20 protein-coding genes are annotated in these 17,866 nt (G+C 39.8%); 13 read left to right on the plus strand and 7 right to left on the minus strand.

Annotated elements, in window-relative coordinates:
* Window positions 1–11 precede the first annotated feature (11 nt).
* From AAEY55_RS02525 to AAEY55_RS02540, 4 genes are read right to left on the minus strand one after another with little or no spacing between them, the layout of a single operon-like run.
* Window positions 12–581, minus strand: coding sequence for a YqiA/YcfP family alpha/beta fold hydrolase (locus AAEY55_RS02525; RefSeq protein WP_011329236.1), 570 nt, complete (start codon window positions 579–581; stop codon window positions 12–14).
* Complete coding sequence (locus AAEY55_RS02530) at window positions 566–1,387, minus strand: metallophosphoesterase (RefSeq protein ID WP_086995201.1); 822 nt, start codon at window positions 1,385–1,387, stop codon at window positions 566–568. The genes AAEY55_RS02525 and AAEY55_RS02530 overlap by 16 nt, the downstream gene beginning before the upstream one ends.
* A complete protein-coding gene (locus tag AAEY55_RS02535) occupies window positions 1,374–1,832 on the minus strand; it encodes a DUF1249 domain-containing protein (RefSeq protein WP_058374175.1) in 459 nt (152 codons plus the stop codon). Before AAEY55_RS02535 ends, AAEY55_RS02530 begins: the two co-directional genes overlap by 14 nt.
* A gap of 44 nt (window positions 1,833–1,876) precedes the next feature.
* The gene (locus AAEY55_RS02540) at window positions 1,877–2,503 is read right to left on the minus strand and encodes an NUDIX domain-containing protein (protein ID WP_011329239.1); all 627 of its coding nucleotides are present in this window, start codon (window positions 2,501–2,503) and stop codon (window positions 1,877–1,879) included.
* 153 nt (window positions 2,504–2,656) lie between these two features.
* Between AAEY55_RS02540 and tolC the strand changes: the two genes are divergently transcribed.
* The 3 genes from tolC to AAEY55_RS02555 all read left to right on the plus strand — a co-directional run bounded on the left by tolC (window position 2,657) and on the right by AAEY55_RS02555 (window position 5,652).
* A complete protein-coding gene (gene tolC / locus AAEY55_RS02545) occupies window positions 2,657–4,012 on the plus strand; it encodes an outer membrane channel protein TolC (RefSeq protein WP_011329240.1) in 1,356 nt (451 codons plus the stop codon).
* A 101-nt stretch (window positions 4,013–4,113) separates the two neighbouring features.
* Window positions 4,114–5,037 (plus strand): LpxL/LpxP family Kdo(2)-lipid IV(A) lauroyl/palmitoleoyl acyltransferase, encoded by a 924-nt coding sequence (gene lpxL / locus AAEY55_RS02550; protein WP_193038449.1) that lies wholly within the window; start codon window positions 4,114–4,116, stop codon window positions 5,035–5,037.
* Window positions 5,038–5,085: 48 nt separating this feature from the next.
* On the plus strand, window positions 5,086–5,652 hold the full coding sequence (locus tag AAEY55_RS02555) for a toxin co-regulated pilus biosynthesis Q family protein (RefSeq protein ID WP_179806956.1): 567 nt from the start codon (window positions 5,086–5,088) through the stop codon (window positions 5,650–5,652).
* A 67-nt stretch (window positions 5,653–5,719) separates the two neighbouring features.
* On the opposite strand, the gene glnE is transcribed toward AAEY55_RS02555, so the two are convergent.
* Window positions 5,720–8,515 (minus strand): bifunctional [glutamate--ammonia ligase]-adenylyl-L-tyrosine phosphorylase/[glutamate--ammonia-ligase] adenylyltransferase, encoded by a 2,796-nt coding sequence (gene glnE / locus AAEY55_RS02560; RefSeq protein ID WP_011329243.1) that lies wholly within the window; start codon window positions 8,513–8,515, stop codon window positions 5,720–5,722.
* A gap of 79 nt (window positions 8,516–8,594) precedes the next feature.
* Between glnE and AAEY55_RS02565 the strand changes: the two genes are divergently transcribed.
* The 6 genes from AAEY55_RS02565 to ruvX all read left to right on the plus strand — a co-directional run bounded on the left by AAEY55_RS02565 (window position 8,595) and on the right by ruvX (window position 13,007).
* Entirely contained in the window at window positions 8,595–9,488 is an 894-nt protein-coding gene (locus AAEY55_RS02565; RefSeq protein WP_011329244.1) for a hypothetical protein, read from the plus strand.
* A 67-nt stretch (window positions 9,489–9,555) separates the two neighbouring features.
* The gene (locus tag AAEY55_RS02570; RefSeq protein WP_089368757.1) at window positions 9,556–10,035 is read left to right on the plus strand and encodes a hypothetical protein; all 480 of its coding nucleotides are present in this window, start codon (window positions 9,556–9,558) and stop codon (window positions 10,033–10,035) included.
* Between the two features lie 72 nt (window positions 10,036–10,107).
* Window positions 10,108–10,842 carry a 16S rRNA (uracil(1498)-N(3))-methyltransferase gene (gene rsmE / locus AAEY55_RS02575; protein WP_011329246.1) on the plus strand — a complete coding sequence of 245 codons (735 nt, stop codon included), beginning with the start codon at window positions 10,108–10,110 and terminating at the stop codon, window positions 10,840–10,842.
* A 54-nt stretch (window positions 10,843–10,896) separates the two neighbouring features.
* The gene (gene gshB / locus AAEY55_RS02580) at window positions 10,897–11,847 is read left to right on the plus strand and encodes a glutathione synthase (protein ID WP_089368758.1); all 951 of its coding nucleotides are present in this window, start codon (window positions 10,897–10,899) and stop codon (window positions 11,845–11,847) included.
* A 140-nt stretch (window positions 11,848–11,987) separates the two neighbouring features.
* Window positions 11,988–12,545, plus strand: a complete 558-nt coding sequence (locus AAEY55_RS02585) for a YqgE/AlgH family protein (protein WP_058374183.1) — start codon at window positions 11,988–11,990, stop codon at window positions 12,543–12,545.
* 12 nt (window positions 12,546–12,557) lie between these two features.
* Window positions 12,558–13,007 (plus strand): Holliday junction resolvase RuvX, encoded by a 450-nt coding sequence (gene ruvX, locus AAEY55_RS02590; RefSeq protein WP_011329249.1) that lies wholly within the window; start codon window positions 12,558–12,560, stop codon window positions 13,005–13,007.
* A gap of 66 nt (window positions 13,008–13,073) precedes the next feature.
* On the opposite strand, the gene AAEY55_RS02595 is transcribed toward ruvX, so the two are convergent.
* Window positions 13,074–14,210 carry a PilT/PilU family type 4a pilus ATPase gene (locus AAEY55_RS02595; RefSeq protein WP_011329250.1) on the minus strand — a complete coding sequence of 379 codons (1,137 nt, stop codon included), beginning with the start codon at window positions 14,208–14,210 and terminating at the stop codon, window positions 13,074–13,076.
* A 9-nt stretch (window positions 14,211–14,219) separates the two neighbouring features.
* Entirely contained in the window at window positions 14,220–15,260 is a 1,041-nt protein-coding gene (locus AAEY55_RS02600; RefSeq protein WP_041454575.1) for a type IV pilus twitching motility protein PilT, read from the minus strand.
* Window positions 15,261–15,262: 2 nt separating this feature from the next.
* On the opposite strand from AAEY55_RS02600, the gene AAEY55_RS02605 reads away from it, so the two are divergent.
* From AAEY55_RS02605 to AAEY55_RS02620, 4 genes are read left to right on the plus strand one after another with little or no spacing between them, the layout of a single operon-like run.
* Complete coding sequence (locus tag AAEY55_RS02605; protein WP_011329252.1) at window positions 15,263–15,976, plus strand: YggS family pyridoxal phosphate-dependent enzyme; 714 nt, start codon at window positions 15,263–15,265, stop codon at window positions 15,974–15,976.
* A 17-nt stretch (window positions 15,977–15,993) separates the two neighbouring features.
* Window positions 15,994–16,815 (plus strand): pyrroline-5-carboxylate reductase, encoded by an 822-nt coding sequence (gene proC, locus AAEY55_RS02610; RefSeq protein ID WP_197181801.1) that lies wholly within the window; start codon window positions 15,994–15,996, stop codon window positions 16,813–16,815.
* A gap of 12 nt (window positions 16,816–16,827) precedes the next feature.
* Window positions 16,828–17,361, plus strand: coding sequence for a YggT family protein (locus AAEY55_RS02615; protein WP_089368759.1), 534 nt, complete (start codon window positions 16,828–16,830; stop codon window positions 17,359–17,361).
* A 58-nt stretch (window positions 17,362–17,419) separates the two neighbouring features.
* The gene (locus AAEY55_RS02620) at window positions 17,420–17,863 is read left to right on the plus strand and encodes a DUF4426 domain-containing protein (protein ID WP_197181802.1); all 444 of its coding nucleotides are present in this window, start codon (window positions 17,420–17,422) and stop codon (window positions 17,861–17,863) included.
* Window positions 17,864–17,866: the final 3 nt, after the last annotated feature.

Raw genomic sequence — 17,866 nt, forward strand, 5'->3', positions numbered from 1 at the left:
CTTTATATGCGCTAACTAGTTTTATTTAATTTAAGAAAATCGACAATGCTTGCAATAGTGCGCTCAAAGCCAATAAAGCTGTGATCACCACCAAATTCTATTAATTGCTTACAGTGTGAATAATAATTTACTGCGTGTTGAAAATTTAACACTTCATCACCCGTTTGTTGCAACAAGTACAACAACTCAGGGTGCTTTAACTCGCTCAATGTTAATACTTTTAAAGCATCTATATGACGGTTATTTAGTTCATAATTATAATCTTGATACGGATTATAATTTGCCCCAAGTAAAGGCTGTAATAAATTGCCCGGTGCTACCGCTGGGTTAATAACCACCGCAGGAATATGATAACGCTGCGATAAATAGGTGGCAAAAAAACCGCCTAATGAACTACCTAATAACGCGGTATTAGGTGTGATTAACTGCTCTAACTCGATAATAGCTTGCAGAGGTTCGTGGTTTAAACGTGGTACATAATAGTCAACATCATAGTGTGCCATAAGCTCACCAAAGCGCACAGCTTTATATGATTTTTCAGAACTATTAAAACCGTGAATATAAATTACGCGCTTAACCATATCACGTCCGTATTTATATGCACTTGCCCTTGCGATGAGTTTATATAAAGCATTCTATAAGCTGGGCCATTATTTTGCTGTTGCCACGCTTTACTGTGCTTAGTAAATTGCACTGAGCTTGCCGGCGTAGCGTAAATATCAAGCTCTCTAAAACATTGCGTATAATCATTATGCACATGACCATGAATAAGCGCAGCAACATTGCCATTATTAACCAAAGTATTTAATAGTTGTGGGCCATTTTCAAGCATATGTTTATCTAAATAACCGTTTATTGGCAACGGATTATGATGGCAAAATACCAGTTGCTTACTAACTGGCTGCGCTAAACAATCGGATATTTCATTTAAATGCTCACTTGTCACCCAACCGGCTGGAGTGAGCCCTTTGGAGTTAATAAGTAATAGCTCAATATCAGTGCTTGCGTTATTAGTTAGGCTATTAGTTAGGTTATTAGCCACTAAGCGTTTTGCCGCTTTTATTTGTCCACCACTGATTTGCTCAAGCAAGGCAATTTCGTCATGATTACCTGGTAGCCAAAATACTGGGCAAGTAAGTGTACTGTTGCTTATAAGCTCACTAAATAATAAGTAAGATTCCACACTATGATCTTGTGTTAAATCACCGCCAAATACCACTGCATCTAGTTGTTGTAACGCCATATGTTCAAGCGCTTGTTGAAAATATGTGGCTGTATTTACCCCAAAGTACTCAGCATTTCTATCGGCAAATAAATGGCAATCTGTAACATGAGCAATACGTAAAGATGGCTTATTAAAAGTATAAGTATCATCAAACCAAGCCATTATTTACATCCCAATTTAGCGTGGCTTGGCCATGCTCAACACACGCCACCAGCCAATCATATAAAAAGGCGTTAAGCTGATATTTTTCATCTTTTTGATGCATTTTAGGATTAGGGTAACCGTAAGAAGGTTTTATGCGCTGATGATAGTCGTGATGAATAATTTCGGCCACTTTCGCATCATTATAAAGCCTAACGGTTAAGTATAATGGGGTAATGCCTTTTACCATTCCTGATAGCTGTTTAATGGACACATCCATAGTGTATTTAGCCATGTCATCTATTTTTACAGCAAACTCACTGTTACCCAACTTTACCTCGCGAATACTTTGTTTAGTTTGCTCGCTTGGTAATAACTTTAAAAGCCGCACGTAATTATGCTCGCAAAGTGTTAAATACTTTGGAAGGTTTTGAATATATCTTTGGGTTGCTAAAAGTGCTGTCAAAGTACCGCCATTACAATTTATAAATTACTATTTATGTATAAAATTTATGCCCACTTGTTGATCATACCATCACGATTGAGCGCTAACCATTGCAAACAAATAACCGTTGCAGCATTGTCTATTTCCCCACTATTAAGCCGTGCCAGTGCATCATCTAGTGTTAATATATGGGTTTTAATATCCTCCCCTTCCGTTTCTAAACCGTAAACTCCGCTGTTTACTTGGCTTAAATCGGCGCGGGCTAAATATAAATGTAACCGCTCAGTAGTGCCGCCGGGGCTTGAAAGATACGAAAGCATAAACTCGAGCTCGGTTAAATTAAGTCCGGCTTCTTCATAGGCTTCTTTTTTTACTACCGCTGCATAATCCTCACTGCCATCGGTCATACCTGCAATACATTCTAACAGCCATGGCGAATGTTTGCTTTTTATTGCACCAATGCGTATTTGCTCTATTAATAACACTGTATCGGTTACAGGGTCGTAAGGCAGCACGGCAATAGCATCGCCGCGTTCTAAAATTTCACGGCTAATGAGTTGCGACTCGCCACCGGCAAATAATGCATGTTCAAATTGATATAAGTTAATTTTAAAAAAACCATCGTAAAGGTTAGTAATAGGTTTTAATCTCACATCTTGGTGAGTAAATTCGATCAACTTTTTATTGGTCATATAACTACCTCTTACTTATTTTAATAAACTAAAGTGGATTAATATATTCTGTTACACTTACAAACATTGTTTTACTCATTTTTTTTTTAGTTATGAGCCAAAACAGGTTAACATGCCCAATAGTATAAAATTTGTCTAAGGACCGAACCACACATGAAAAAGAACATCCTTGCGGCGCTGGTTAGTTTATCATGCGCAATTGGCGCTACAGCTGCTCACGCTGAAGATTTACTGCAAGTTTTTGAAATTGCGACAGCAAACGATCCTACCGTGTTAAAGGCAAAAGCCCAAGCGGATGCACAATCTTATCAAAGTGATCGTGCGATGAGCGCATTATTACCTCAAATAGGTTTAAGCTTAGGCTACGAAAAAAGTGACTCTACCTCTTTTCAAAGTGTTGGCGATTTATCAAATCAAGTTAAAGTAGAAAGCGATACTGACCAATTCACTCGTGGTGTTAGCTTAAGCCAAACACTGTTTGATTTAGGCGCATGGAATAACCTAGGTATTGCTGATAAACAAGCTCTACAAGCCAGTGCACAGTACGATTTTGCCAAGCAAGATTTAATAGTACGTGTTGCCGATGGTTACTTTAATGTATTAAGTGCTATCGATAGCCTTGAATTTGTTAAAGCTGAAAAGCGCGCTATTGAACGCCAATTAGAGCAAACAAAGCAACGCTACGCGGTAGGCCTAACTGCTATTACCGACGTACACGAAGCTCAAGCTCAGTTTGATAACTCAGTAGCACAAGAAATTGTTGCCGGTAATGCCGTAGAAACAGCACGTGAACTACTGCGCGAAATAACAGGTAAGTACCACGCAAAACTTGACGTTTTAAATACCGAAACATTTTCAACTGTAAAGCCAAATAAACCCTCTAGCGACTTAGTTAAAGTGGCTGAAGAAAAAAACTTAAATTTACAAGTAGCAAAAGTCACAGTTGATATAGCTAAAGATCAAATTGAGCTAGCGAAAGCAGGCCACTACCCAAAATTAACACTTGATGCGCGTTACGGTGATTCTTTAACCAATCGCGACATAAACGGTGCAAGTTTTGATAACCAACCTCGTGCCGATTCGACCACTATAGGTATTAACTTTAGTGTGCCTCTTTACTCAGGTGGTGCCACGGTTGCTGCAACTAATCAAGCACGTGCATTTTACGTCGCTGCAAGCCAAGATTACGAAACTAACTATCGCGCAGTTACACGCACAGTTATTACTTCTTATAATCAGGTGGTTTCAGATATAGCGACCTTTAGAGCGCTAGAGCAAGCGGTTATATCTGCCGAAAGTGCACTTAAAGCAACTGAAGCAGGTTTTGAAGTAGGTACTCGTACTATTGTTGATGTACTTGTTAGCACACAAAATTTGTACAATGCAAAACGTAACCTTGCCAATGTTCGCTATCGCTACGTGGTATCTACGCTGCGTTTAAAGCAAGCAACAGGAACACTGACAAATGCTGACTTAATGGCGATTAATAAAGGTTTAAACGCAATTTAACACAGCTTAGTCTAGTAACTAAAAAGCCAGCATTTTGCTGGCTTTTTGTGTTTTATAGCGCTTAGCGTTAAACTAGCGTTTTTATTATTAGAGAATTTTTTGTGGTTACCTCATCTCCTTTTAAAATATCTTTTTTGGGTCCTCGTTACTGGTTAACTTGGGTGGGTGTTTTCTTTTTATATTTAATTTCGTGGCTACCACAAAAGCTACAACTAGCAATGGGCAAGCAGCTTGGCCGATTAGTGCATAAATATATGAAACGACGCCGCCATATTGCTGAGGTAAATATAAAACACTGCTTCCCAGATATGAGCGAAGCAGACCAGCAAGCATTAGTATTAAAAAACATGGAAAATACCGGAATGGCTATGGTCGAAACTGGTATGGCATGGTGGTGGCCAAAGTGGCGAGTACAAAAAGCTTACGGCTCAATTAAAGGGCTTGAGCACTTTGAGCGCATTCAAGCGTCGGGCAAAGGCGTGTTAATGCTAGTTCCGCATATTTTGCATCTTGAAATGGCGAGCCGTGTAATGGGATTAAAATACCAAGGCTTAGGTTTTTATCGCCCGCACAACAATCCGCTTATGGAATACTTTACTACCAATGGTCGCTTGCGCTCTAACGAATATTTAATTGGCCGAAAAGACGTAAAAGGTTTATTAAAAGCGCTTAAAAACAAAAAAATATGTTACTACTTACCTGATCAAGATTATGGTCGTAAGCATTGTGAATTTGTGCCATTTTTTGCCGTACCAGACACAGCAACAACCACAGGAACGCTAATGTTTGCAGCCAGTAAACACTGTGAAACAGTTAGTTTAGTTAGCCGTCGCGACGAACACGGTAAATACCACTTAGAGGTATTACCTGAACTTGAAAACTTCCCCAGTGGCGACAACAGAGCCGATGTCACTCGTGTTAACCAACGCATAGAGCAAGCAATTAATGCCGCTCCTGAGCAATATATGTGGCTACACCGCCGTTTTAAAACACGCCCCGATGAAAATAGCACTTCTTTTTATTAAAAGTAATGGTATAACAATAGATAATAAAAATAAAAATGAGTACCAACTATGTGGTTCTGGATTAAACATTTATCACTGGCTGCGGGGCTAATAATTCTCGCAGTCTACTTTTTATTAGGTGATGGTCCAGTATTTGATTTTAAAGAATCAAACAATGCAGCGGCGCAAGGATTAAGTCGGTTTTACTCTTCAATTCGTAATAAAGTGAGCGACGAGCAAGGTAAGTTTGTATTGCAGCTTAAAAAGCCAGAACAAACTCTTGAGCGTGTTTTAGCTGAGCGCATGCGTATTATTGAACCGATTCCAAAAACCTGGACAGGTAAAATTGAGCCTCGACGCTTTGAAAACGGGTCAACACTAAAAAAGGCGTTATCGCAATATGCCAGTAATGAAGGCATAGAGTTATATTGGTATTTAAGTAAAGATTACGTCGTTAAAGATCATTTTAGAGTCGATAGCAATTTCACTTCTACCTTGTATCAAGTAGGGCGTGCAATTAACGACGACTTTGAAAACGAAGTATACACTTACTTATGTCATAAACAGCGCGCGGCCGTAATTACTGAACTACCTTCTGAATTTGTTCGCACTAACTGCTTACAACTTAAAACTTGAACTTAATAATTAGCACTTTGATACTCATCTGAGTATCAAAGTGACGCGCGCTTAACCAAAGTTCAAGTTAACTTAATTCAAACACAGTTTGCCAGATTGCAGTTACATTTTTAATGTCATCACTAAATTGTGCACGCTCTGCGCGGCGCCCTTGCTGATCTAAACTCAACACATGATAGCGCGAACGGTAATTAATATACGCCTGAATTAATTGCTGCTTTTGCGCCTTGGTAATGCAGCCAAGCTTTGCAGCATCAGTTAAAATTCTGACGTTATCGGAATACACACATAGCTCTTCAAATTGTTGCGCATAATTTAGCACTAAGTACTGAGTAATAAATTCAATATCTGTCATTGCGCCAACATCTTGCTTTAAATCAAATTGCTGCTCATTTCCTGTTGCTAAATGTTCACGCATTTTTTCACGCATTTTTATTACATCGTCTTTGAGCACTTTTTTATCGCGCGGCTGACACAGTATATTTTTACGAATTTGCGCAAAACGCTCAACAAATTCAGCTTGCCCTAAAATCAGCCTAGCTCGCACTAGCGCTTGATGCTCCCACGTCCATGCCTGTGTTTGTTGGTAATGATTAAAGCTCTCTAGGTTAATTGCCAGCAACCCCGATGCGCCTTCAGGGCGTAGTCGTGTATCAAGCTCATATAAAATCCCCGAAGCGGTTCGGGTATTAAATAAATGCATTAAACGTTGCGCCAATTTTAAATAAAATTGCCTTGAATCTATTGGCTTTACACCATTAGTTTGGCTGCTGCCATCGTGGTTATGTACAAAGACTAAATCTAAATCAGAGTCATAACCCACTTCAAAGCCACCGGTTTTACCATAGGCAATAACCGCAAAACCTTTGCTTTCGTCGTTAGTACTAGGTGGCATACCAAAGCGTTTTACACAATTGTGCCATGCAATATTAACGGCCTGATCGACAATAGCCTCCGCCAGTGCCGTTAAATGATCGCTCACCTTCATTACATCCATAACATCGGTGGCATCGGCAGCGGCAATTCGTAACTGATGCGTTTGTTTAAACTGTCGTAACGCCTCCATTTGCATTTCTAAGTCGTCGGGCTCAATACGTAAAAAATATTGCCTAATTTCGTCTTTATAGGCGCTTAAAGGTGTTGGCTTATAAAGTACTGCGGGGTCTATTAGCTCATCAAGCAAAATAGGGTAAAGCGAAATATGCTCACCTATCCATTTACTATAACAACACAATAATACTAACTGCTTTAAGGCACCTGGGTTTTCGTATAACAGCTCTAAATAGGCGGTACGCGAAATTATTTTATTGAGTATTTGGCAAATAACATTAAATGTTTCGGCAGTGGCATTAAAGTCGTTCATTTGTTTGAGTAAAACCGGCATTAATTTATCAAGAATATTACGCCCTCGATTACCCACTTTTGCTTTAGATATACGTTGTTTAAAGTCGTGTAGTGGTGTTTGCCAATCTTCCCTGGGATCATTTAAAAAACTCACATCACCATGATCCCAAGTACTAATAAATGCGCCTTCGCAAGTATCTAGCGGCTCGGTTTCCTCCCCTATTACATGATTAAACTCATTATGAATTTGCCCCATTACATGCTCTAAATAGCTTAACGTAGCGCTAAAGTCGGGCTGATTGAGTAAATAGTTTAAACGTTGCTGATTTAGCTCCTCATCCGGGAGGGTTTGCGTTTGTTGGTCATCAAATATTTGTAGGTACTGCTCTACTTTACGCAGGTATAAGTAGTTTTTTTGCAGATCTTTTGCTTCAAGCTCATCAATTACTTGGCTTAAGCTAAGCTCTTTAAGGGCGTGTAATAATGATTGAGTTTGCAAATTAGCCTCTCGCCCACCACGTACCATTTGTAGTGCTTGTACAATAAATTCAACTTCTCGTATTCCGCCTGCGCCTAGTTTTATATTGTTGGTTAGGCGCTTACGACGTACTTCTTGAGCAATCATCAACTTCATTTTTCGCAGCGACTCAATCACCGAAAAGTCAATATAGCGTCTATATACAAACGGCTTTAATAGCTGGTTAAACTCGCTAAAATAAATGTTAGGCGTGCCAATTAAGCGCCCTTTTAACATGGCATAACGTTCCCAATCACGGCCTTGCTCTTGGTAATAATCTTCAATTGCATTAAAGCTCATAACTAACGGGCCACTTTCACCAAAAGGTCGCAGTCGCATATCTACTCTAAATACTTGGCCGTCAACGGTCACTTGATTAAGTGCGGTTATTAACTTTTGCGCCACTTTGGTATAAAACACTTGGGCTTCGAGCGAGCGACGCCCGCCTTGGGTTTTAATATTGCGAGGATAGGCAAAAATAAGATCTATATCTGATGAGTAATTTAGCTCTTGTCCGCCAAGCTTACCCATTCCTAACACCATTAAAGGCAATGGCTGACCTTGTTCATTTAAAGGCTCACCATTGGTTTTTGCCACCTGTGTATAAGCCCACTGATTTGCACTTTCTATTAGGTTATCTGCTAATTGGCTTACATACTTGATACTATCGGCAATTGGGTTGTCGCAACATAAATCTAAAAAAGCCACTTTAAGCCAGTACTTTTCTCGGTATTGCCGCAGTAATTTATGGCAATCGCGCTCATCAATATTATTTAGGTCTAAGTCAATAAAAGGAGCTGCAATCACCCTATTTTTAATTTCGGTGTTACATAATAACCAGTTTTTTAGCTCAGGTTGCGATGTTAAACAGCGCCATGCAAAGTCACTCAAGGCTAATAACCGTACCAGCGCTAATTCTTGCTTTTGTTGTGGATAAAGCTGTTCGAAGCGTGTTTCGCCAAGTTTTTGTAATTGAATGGGAAGTTGCTTTACGTTACTCATCAATACTCTCTTTTATATCATCAATAACCGTACTAGAATGATTAAAAACCTATTAAGGTAAATACTACTTAGGAAAACCATGTCATATTTGTCATTATCTAACACTAGTTTACTTGCGATTGCTATTAGTTTTATTGTTATTTGCGTGATCATAATGAGCTTAAGAATAACCACTCAACTAAAAGCAAAACAAGCGCTTAAAGATGAGTTAGCGCAGCATGATAACTTTGCAATGGGGATTAGTTTTGCCTCAGAAATATCGGTGGTGATTGCCTCAGTAGCATTTTTATTTGATGAAATAAGCATAAGCACAGCGCAATCGAACCCATTAAAAGTGATCTTTTTAATCGTTTTATTATTTTTATTTATTAAAGTAGGTCACTTAATTCATCGCAAATGGATTTTGCATCGCTTTAATGAAGAAGCCGCTATTTTAAAACAAAATGTCTGCGCCGCACTGGTCGACTCAGGTATGTTAATTGCAAACTGTATTATTACTTTAGGGCTTTACACTTGGACTCACACTCAAGGTTTTAGCAGTTTACTCATTGCCTTTGTAAGTTTTTTTGTACTACAAGGTATGTTTGCTTTTGATAGTAAAATACGTGAATACCACTTTGCCAAAGCTAACCAAGGCGCATCGCTACAAAGTAACTTTGGCCTTGAAAATACCTCTATTGGTATTCGTTACGCGGGTAAATCAATTGGTTTATCGCTGGCCGCGTATGCTGGTTTGTCCAGCGCAGCGTTTCAAAATGGTAAGATGGTCGAAAATTTATTTACACTCGTGATGCATTGCGGTGTAATGTGGGTGCTACTTTACAGTTTAACTTATGTAATAAAAAAGATTTCGTTACCAAATATCGATACTTCGCTGGAAATTGATCATCAAGATAATATTGGTATTGCTTGTATCGAATTTGCGGTTTTTTGTGCTGTAGGTTATTTGCTTATTAGTATGTTTTCAATTTAACACCAAGCTGATTAAATATAATATTTAATCAGCTTGTGAACACTTTGCTTAAGTGTAATGGGGCCTTATGCTATTTGATGTAACCAATTATCTGTTAGTTGATATAGATAATGAGTTTAGCAGAGCATTTGCTGAGTACTCTTTTAATCATGCTCAGAGCCAATCACCCAGCGGGTTAATAGCAGCTGGTAGCCACACCCGGCAGTTAGTAAAAATGATGTTTGATGAACTTATAAAAGATTACTGCTATTGCGACTTTGAAAATGAAATTAGTGTATCAGAGCTCGCTACCTACTTGCATGATCATCATAAAATTAAAGGCGTATTATTTAACCGTGTTGATTACTTACTTGGCGATGATAAACAGCGCTTTATTTATAACTCACTACACAAAAGTCGCTTTTTAGTTAGCCAAGACGAAAATGGCTTTTCGTTTAGCCCAGTAACAGACCCAGGGCATTCAAATCACTTATCGTGCCATACCGATATAGCACAAGCGTCACTAAACCTAATAGAGACTGATGAGCAATTTAATAAAAATAAATAATTGCACCTAGCTCACAGCTTACTTACCATAGCGGCATATAACTTTTATGCACTAACCAATAAGTGACACCACATGCGAGTTCCTCATATTTATCAGGCATCGAGTATTGCCTTAAACACTCCCGTTACATTAGATGACGACGCTGCAGGGCATATTGGCCGAGTATTGCGAATGAAAGTAGGCGAGCACGTGTCTATTTTTAATGGTGAAGGCGGTGAATACCTTAGTGAAATTATTGAGGTGACTAAAAAAAATGTCGTGGTTATGCCACAACAGCTAAATACTCATGATGTAGAGTCGCCCTTAAAAATTCACTTAGGCCAATGCGTATCGCGTGGCGATAAAATGGATTTTACCATTCAAAAATCGGTGGAACTGGGTATTACCGAAATCACCCCTATTTTTAGTCAGCGTTGCGGCGTTAAATTGATGGGCGATCGACTTGATAAAAAACACCAACAATGGCAAAAAATAGCCATAGCCGCCGCAGAGCAATCTGGGCGTAATTTTGTACCTGTTGTTCATCCGCCGGTAGATCTAAAGCAATGGCTTGCACAGCAAAGTGCAGCAATTAAGCTCACTTTGCATCCACGTGCCGAGCACAGTATCAAAACAATTACCGTCCCAAAAGATGGCGTACGCTTTTTAGTTGGCCCTGAAGGCGGCTTTACTGATGAGGAAATGGCGCAAACAAAGCAACAAAACTTTGTAGATATTCGCTTAGGCCCGCGCGTATTACGCACCGAAACAGCAGCATTAACTGTTTTAAGTGCATTACAGCTGCAGTTTGGCGACTTAGCTAATTGAAATAACTAAAAGTACCCACATATATATATTAATATTCATATTAAGGCACAGCGCATGGCAATTAAGTTAGGCATTATTTCAGATCCTATTAGCGGATTTAATATTAAAAAAGACACTGGTTTTGCAATGATGATGCAAGCGCAAGCACGTGGCTATGAAATTTACTATATGGAAATGGATGATCTTTCACTACGCCAAGGTCAGGCATATGCTACAGCTGCAAAAGCACAGGTTTTTGACGATCCAAACAATTGGTACCAGCTTGAGCAAAAAACCACTATTGCACTTGGCGATTTAGACGTTATTTTAATGCGTAAAGATCCCCCTTTTGATACCGAATACATATACGCAACGTATATTTTAGAGCGTGCCGAACAAGCAGGTACACTCATAGTTAACAAGCCACAAAGCCTGCGCGACGCAAACGAAAAGCTGTTTACAGCTTGGTTTAGCGAACACACGCCCGACACTTTAGTAACGCGCAGCCAAAAGCAAATTCGTGAGTTTTTAGCGCAGCATAAAGACATTATTTTAAAACCGCTTGATGGCATGGGTGGCGCGTCGATTTTTAGAGTTAAAGCAGACGATGCTAACATTGGTGTAATTTGTGAAACATTAACCGAGCACGGCAGTCGCTTTGCCATGGTACAAAATTATGTTCCAGAGATCACTCAAGGCGATAAGCGCGTATTGGTTGTTGATGGCGAAGTAATTCCATATTGCTTGGCGCGTATTCCACAAAACGGAGAAACACGCGGTAACTTAGCCGTAGGTGGACGCGGCGAAGCACGTCCTTTAAGTGAATCCGATTTAAAAATTGCACAAGCTGTGGCACCAACACTTAAAGAAAAAGGCCTAATTTTTGTCGGCTTAGATATTATTGGCGACAAATTAACCGAAATTAACGTAACCGCACCAACCTGTGTTAAAGAAATTGAAGCGGCGTACGATATTTCAATTACGGGTATTTTATTTGACGCAATTGAAAAACGACTCGCTAAATAAGTTAGCGTTATTAAAAGCGCTTTCATATTGTAAGGTTTAAGGTATTCATTATTTTTAAATCGTATGAAAGTGCTTATTTTGTTTTAAAAACATGGGTATGTGCCATACTAAAAATTCATTAACTAAAAAGGGTGAAATCTATGCAGTCATTAGAAAATCATTTTTTAATCGCAATGCCGTCGATGCAAGACCCTTTTTTTAAACGTGCTGTTACCTATATTTGTGAGCACAATGAAGACGGGGCTATGGGCTTGGTAATCAACCAACCTATTAATATTACCGTAGGTGAGTTACTCGATAAAATAGAAATTGATAACGACAAAACTCAGCAAGCAGCGCAAGTTAGCGTATATGCTGGCGGGCCGGTTAAAACCGACCGTGGTTTTGTACTGCACTCTCCAAAGCATGGTTACTCTGCGAGCCAAACGCTCAGCAGTGATATCATGATCACCACCTCTAAAGATGTACTCGCTTCGTTAACCACAGCACAAGCACCTGAACAATTTATTATTACTTTGGGCTACTCTGGCTGGGAGCAAGGTCAATTAGAACAAGAGCTATTGGATAATAGCTGGCTGATAATTAAAGCTGATCCGAAAATTATTTTTGACACCCCCGTTGAAAAACGCTGGGAAAAAGCAGTTTCTATGCTGGGCTTTGATATAAGTCAACTCAGCCCTGAAGCTGGTCATGCTTAACAAGATAAACTTATGACAAAAAAAAACTTCAAGCCGCAAGGCCAGCGTACTGTAATGGGCTTTGACTTTGGCACCAAAAGTATTGGTATTGCTATAGGTCAAGAGCTCACTGGCAGCGCATCGAGCCTTAAAGCTGTAAAAGCACAAGATGGCATTCCTAATTGGGATGACATAGCAGTACAAGTAAACGAATGGCAACCCGATTTAATGGTGGTAGGTTTACCGCTAAATATGGATGGCACCGCCCAAGAGGTAACTTTTAAAGCTAAAAAGTTTGCTAATCGATTACACAATCACTATGCCATACCGGTAGAAACACAAGATGAGCGCTTAACCACCGCCGATGCTAAAGCGCGCTTGTTTGAGCAAGGCGGTTATAAAAACTTAGGCAAAGGCAAAGTAGATAACATGTCTGCGGTGATTATTTTAGAGAGCTTTTTTGAAACAAGTTACGGTGAGTAAAAATATTAGGTGTTAGGCTTTGAATATCAGAGCTTTTAAGCTGATACCCAAAGCCTTCTCTTTAACTTAACTAATATTGCCTTTATCATCAAGGCCATCAATAGTGACCCCTTGTAAAAAGCCCGCCCCTTGCTGCTCATTGTTGCGCAGCTTTATCATTAAGCGCAAATCGTTCGCCGAATCGGCATGGTGCAATGCATCTGCATAATTGATTCGTTGCTGTTTATACAGCTCAAATAAGGCCTGATCAAAGGTCTGCATACCCATTTCTTTCGATTTAGCCATGGTTTCTTTAATACCGCCTATATCACCATTTTTAATTAGCTCTGCAACCATAGGTGAATTAAGTAATATTTCAATAGCAGCAACTCGACCTTGCCCGTCAGATGTGGGGATCAGCTGCTGGGCAATAATAGCGCGTAAATTTAATGCTAGATCGTACTTAAGCTTATCGTGCTTTTCTTTTGGCACTAAATGCATGATCCGATCTATCGCCTGGTTAGCGTTGTTTGCATGCAAGGTAGCCACACATAAGTGCCCTGTTTCTGCAAAGCTTAATGCATACTCCATGGTTTCTTGTGAGCGTATTTCGCCTATTAATATTACGTCGGGTGCTTGGCGTAACGAGCTTTTAAGCGCTGACTCAAAACTTTCGGTATCTAGCCCTACTTCGCGTTGAGTAATAATACTTTTACGGTGTTCGTGTACAAACTCAATCGGGTCTTCAATGGTTAATATATGTCCGCGCTGATTACGGTTTCTATAGCCAATAAGTGCAGCAAGTGAGGTTGACTTACCCGTACCGGTTCCCCCCACAAATAGCACTAAACCACGTTTCGACATAATCACATCGGTAAGTGTAGACGGCAGCCCAAGTTCGCCAATTTCAGGTATTTTAGTAACAATACGACGAATAACCATGCCCGCTTTATCGCGCTGCCAAAATGCCGAAACACGAAAACGTCCTTCGTCAGTGGCAATCGCAAAGTTGCATTCTTTCGTTGTATGAAACTCGGCTTTTTGTTTTTCACTCATTGCCGATTCAACCAACTCAAGTGATTGCTCATCGCTGAGCGGCTCATCATCAAGCGGGGTTAATTCACCATTAATTTTAGCGCTGATAGGCAGTTGGCTTGAAACAAATAAATCAGAGCCTTTTTTATCTATCATTATTTGTAAAAAGTTATTTAAAGATAAAGCCATTAGTATTCCTTAACCACCGAACTGAGTTTTGTCTTGCGCTTTAGCTTGCGCTGCAATATTGGTAACAATGCCATGATTAACTAAGTTTGTTAAACATTGATCCATTGTTTGCATTCCATGCGAAGCGCCAGTTTGAATAGACGAGTACATTTGCGCCACTTTATCTTCACGAATTAAGTTACGAATAGCAGGTACTGCAAGCATAATTTCGTGAGCAGCTACTCGCCCACCGCCAATTTTTTTAAGCAGGGTTTGCGAAATTACCGCACGTAATGATTCCGAGAGCATAGAGCGGATCATGGCTTTTTCTTCACCTGGGAATACATCTATAATACGGTCAATGGTTTTAGGTGCAGAGGTGGTGTGCAAAGTGCCAAATACTAAGTGACCAGTTTCGGCTGCTGTCATTGCCAGGCGAATGGTTTCCAGATCACGTAATTCACCAACTAATATTACATCTGGATCTTCACGAAGTGCACTGCGTAGCGCATTTTTAAAGCTATGTGTGTCGCGATGTACTTCTCGCTGGTTAATCAGACTTAATTTGTTATCGTGGACAAACTCTATTGGATCTTCAATAGTGAGAATATGGTGATGTTTTGTTTGATTTATATAATCAACCATAGCCGCTAATGTTGTCGACTTACCTGACCCTGTAGGGCCAGTTACTAATACTAAGCCGCGAGGATTATCGGCAATGGTTTTAAAAATATCGGGAGCACCTAAATCATCTAGTGTGAGCACTTCACTGGGGATCGTACGAAATACAGCGGCTGGGCCACGATGAGTATTAAAGGCATTAACACGAAAACGTGCTAAATTAGGCACTTCAAATGAAAAATCCACTTCGAGATTTTGTTCGTAGTCCTTGCGCTGGTTATCGTTCATAATATCGTAAACTAGGTTGTTTACATCTTTGTCTCCTAGTGCTGGTATATTAATACGCCGCACATCGCCGTCTACGCGTATCATAGGTGAAACCCCTGATGATAAATGTAAATCGGATGCTTTGTGTTGCACACTAAACGCCAATAATTCGGTAATATCCATTTATGACTCCACAACTAACTGATAAATATATGGTTACAATAGCAGAACGACTCACATCCGCCTACGCTAGAATTGCAGTAGCGGCAAAAAACGCCCAACGAAATAGTAACGAAATAACCTTACTTGCAGTATCAAAAACCAAACCAAGTGCCGATATTATTGCTGCCTACAAGCATGGCCAACGCCAATTTGGTGAGTCTTATGTTCAAGAGGCTGTAGATAAAATAGCGCAACTACACGCATATAGCGATATCATTTGGCATTTCATTGGCCCTATTCAATCAAATAAAAGCGCATTAGTGGCCGCCAATTTTGCTTGGGTACAAAGTGTTGATCGGATTAAAATAGCGAAACGCTTAAACAGCCAACGACCAGCCGATAAAGCCGCGCTTAATGTACTTATTCAAGTAAATATTAGTAATGAAGAGGCTAAGTCGGGTTGCCAGCTTAATGAAGTAGCCGAACTGGCCAGTTTTATTAACCAATGTGAACAATTAACTTTACGCGGACTAATGGCTATTCCGGCTAAAAGCGATGATATTACAACGCAAACTCAATATTTTAAGCAATTACAAACTTGCTTTGATAAACTACAGACCCAATATCCTCAAGTAGATACTTTGTCGATGGGGATGAGCAATGATGTTGAAGCTGCAATTAGTGCAGGCTCAACCATGGTGAGGATCGGCACAGACATTTTTGGCACACGAACTTAAAAGGTGATAACAGATATATGTCAGATAAAACAATCGCATTTATAGGCACAGGTAATATGAGCTACGCCATTATTGGTGGCATGGTAAAAAATGGGTTTAATGCAAACAATATTATTGCCACAAACCGTAACCAAGAAAAGCTGGCCAAAGTGGCAGCCGATTTCAAGGTGAAAACCACCAGTGACAATAACGAAGCCCTGCGCGATGCTGACGTAATTGTACTTTCTGTTAAACCACAAATGATGGGCGATTTATGTAAATCGTTTCAAGAGTCGGGTGTCGACTTTAGCGATAAACTGTTTATTTCAGTAGCAGCTGGTTTAACCGTAAAACGTTTGCGCGAAATGCTTGGCCAAGACGTGAAAATGATACGTTGTATGCCTAATACACCTTCGCTACTTGGCCGTGGTGTATCCGGTTTATATGGCACTGGCGAAACGCCAAGCGAGCACGAATTTGTACAACAAGTTTTTGAATGCACTGGCATTGTAGTGTGGGTTGAGCAAGAATCGCAAATTAACGATATTATTGCAGTTACAGGCTCATCGCCTGCTTATTTTTTCTTATTTATGGAAGCCATAGAAGAGAAAGCCAAAGCACTGGGCTTTAACGATGCAGATGCACGTCGCTTAGTACAACAAACAGCACTTGGCGCTGCCGAAATGGCACTAAGCCAACCCGATATAACCATTTCGCAGTTACGCTCAAACGTAACATCTAAAGGTGGTACTACGCATGCAGCCGTTGAGCATTTAAAAGATAAAGGCTTAACCCAAACCGTTGCCGATGCCATGGATGCGTGTATTACGCGTGCACAGCAAATGGAACAAGAACTTTAAGAAGGTTAAATTATGAATGCCATGCAATTTTTAATCAGCACCCTGTTTGATCTATTTTTAATGGTGGTATTACTGCGTTTTTGGCTACAGTGGGCAAAAGCCGACTTTTACAACCCAATGAGCCAATTTGTGGTTAAAGCCACCTCTTTCGCAGTAAAGCCACTGCGTAAAGTTATTCCTGGGTTTGGAGGCCTTGATTTAGCCTCGCTATTGCTGGCATTTTTTGTTGCCGCAGCCAAAATAAGTGTGCTTATGTGGCTTATTTATAAGTCATGGGCTATACAACCAGTACTTATTCAAGCATTAATCACCGTACTAAAAGAAGGTTTAAACTTAGTTTTTTGGGTACTTATTATTCGCGCTATTCTAAGCTGGGTTAGCCAAGGCTACAACCCAATAGAAGCGGTATTCCACCAGCTGACTGAACCTATGTTAAAACCTATTCGTAAAATTCTACCATCGCTAGGTGGCTTAGATTTATCGGTTTTAGTGCTTATTATTGGTATTCAGTTTTTACAAATGCTGCTTATGGATCTGTTAGTTTAAGCGCTTATTTTAGCTAAAGAGGTCACAAGACCTCTTTTTTATGTTTTAGGAGTTAATTATGCAACGGTTAATTAAATTGTTTTTTATTACCTGTTTAGCTTTTACCTTTAATGCCCACAGTGAGCAAGTTTCCGGCGCGCAGTACAAAGAGTTAGGTCAATGGCAAGTACATTACATCGCTTTTCCTTCAACCTTTGTGCAACCTAAAATAGCCCAAGCTTATCGCCTTGAGCGTAGCGGCTACAAAGGGATTGTTAATATATCTATATTAGCTAATGATACCAATAACACGGCGCAAAAGGCCGTGCTAAAAGGCACAGCTAAAAATCTACTAGGCAATAAACAAACGCTTAACTTTAAAGAAGTAATTGAAGGCGATGCAATTTATTACCTTGCTCAAGTTAACTACACTAACGAAGAAGTTTTACGTTTTGAGATTGAAATACAGCAAGACTCACAATTTCAAAAATTACAGTTTCAGCAAAAATTTTACGTAGATTAAATA

It is taken from the genome of Pseudoalteromonas sp. 120-MNA-CIBAN-0494 (assembly GCF_040308885.1).
In the GTDB taxonomy this organism is placed as follows: Bacteria; Pseudomonadota; Gammaproteobacteria; order Enterobacterales; family Alteromonadaceae; genus Pseudoalteromonas; species Pseudoalteromonas nigrifaciens.

What these genes read in the sequence shown, in the direction of transcription:
- AAEY55_RS02565 (WP_011329244.1), top strand. Translation starts at nt 8,595, where the DNA reads ATGTCATATTTGTCATTATCTAACACTAGTTTACTTGCGATTGCTATT.
- AAEY55_RS02525 (WP_011329236.1), bottom strand. Translation starts at nt 581, where the DNA reads ATGGTTAAGCGCGTAATTTATATTCACGGTTTTAATAGTTCTGAAAAA.
- gshB (WP_089368758.1), top strand. Translation starts at nt 10,897, where the DNA reads ATGGCAATTAAGTTAGGCATTATTTCAGATCCTATTAGCGGATTTAAT.
- AAEY55_RS02615 (WP_089368759.1), top strand. Translation starts at nt 16,828, where the DNA reads ATGAATGCCATGCAATTTTTAATCAGCACCCTGTTTGATCTATTTTTA.
- AAEY55_RS02570 (WP_089368757.1), top strand. Translation starts at nt 9,556, where the DNA reads ATGCTATTTGATGTAACCAATTATCTGTTAGTTGATATAGATAATGAG.
- AAEY55_RS02600 (WP_041454575.1), bottom strand. Translation starts at nt 15,260, where the DNA reads ATGGATATTACCGAATTATTGGCGTTTAGTGTGCAACACAAAGCATCC.
- ruvX (WP_011329249.1), top strand. Translation starts at nt 12,558, where the DNA reads ATGACAAAAAAAAACTTCAAGCCGCAAGGCCAGCGTACTGTAATGGGC.
- AAEY55_RS02555 (WP_179806956.1), top strand. Translation starts at nt 5,086, where the DNA reads ATGTGGTTCTGGATTAAACATTTATCACTGGCTGCGGGGCTAATAATT.
- glnE (WP_011329243.1), bottom strand. Translation starts at nt 8,515, where the DNA reads ATGAGTAACGTAAAGCAACTTCCCATTCAATTACAAAAACTTGGCGAA.
- AAEY55_RS02530 (WP_086995201.1), bottom strand. Translation starts at nt 1,387, where the DNA reads ATGGCTTGGTTTGATGATACTTATACTTTTAATAAGCCATCTTTACGT.
- AAEY55_RS02585 (WP_058374183.1), top strand. Translation starts at nt 11,988, where the DNA reads ATGCAGTCATTAGAAAATCATTTTTTAATCGCAATGCCGTCGATGCAA.
- rsmE (WP_011329246.1), top strand. Translation starts at nt 10,108, where the DNA reads ATGCGAGTTCCTCATATTTATCAGGCATCGAGTATTGCCTTAAACACT.
- AAEY55_RS02605 (WP_011329252.1), top strand. Translation starts at nt 15,263, where the DNA reads ATGACTCCACAACTAACTGATAAATATATGGTTACAATAGCAGAACGA.
- AAEY55_RS02540 (WP_011329239.1), bottom strand. Translation starts at nt 2,503, where the DNA reads ATGACCAATAAAAAGTTGATCGAATTTACTCACCAAGATGTGAGATTA.
- proC (WP_197181801.1), top strand. Translation starts at nt 15,994, where the DNA reads ATGTCAGATAAAACAATCGCATTTATAGGCACAGGTAATATGAGCTAC.
- tolC (WP_011329240.1), top strand. Translation starts at nt 2,657, where the DNA reads ATGAAAAAGAACATCCTTGCGGCGCTGGTTAGTTTATCATGCGCAATT.
- AAEY55_RS02595 (WP_011329250.1), bottom strand. Translation starts at nt 14,210, where the DNA reads ATGGCTTTATCTTTAAATAACTTTTTACAAATAATGATAGATAAAAAA.
- AAEY55_RS02620 (WP_197181802.1), top strand. Translation starts at nt 17,420, where the DNA reads ATGCAACGGTTAATTAAATTGTTTTTTATTACCTGTTTAGCTTTTACC.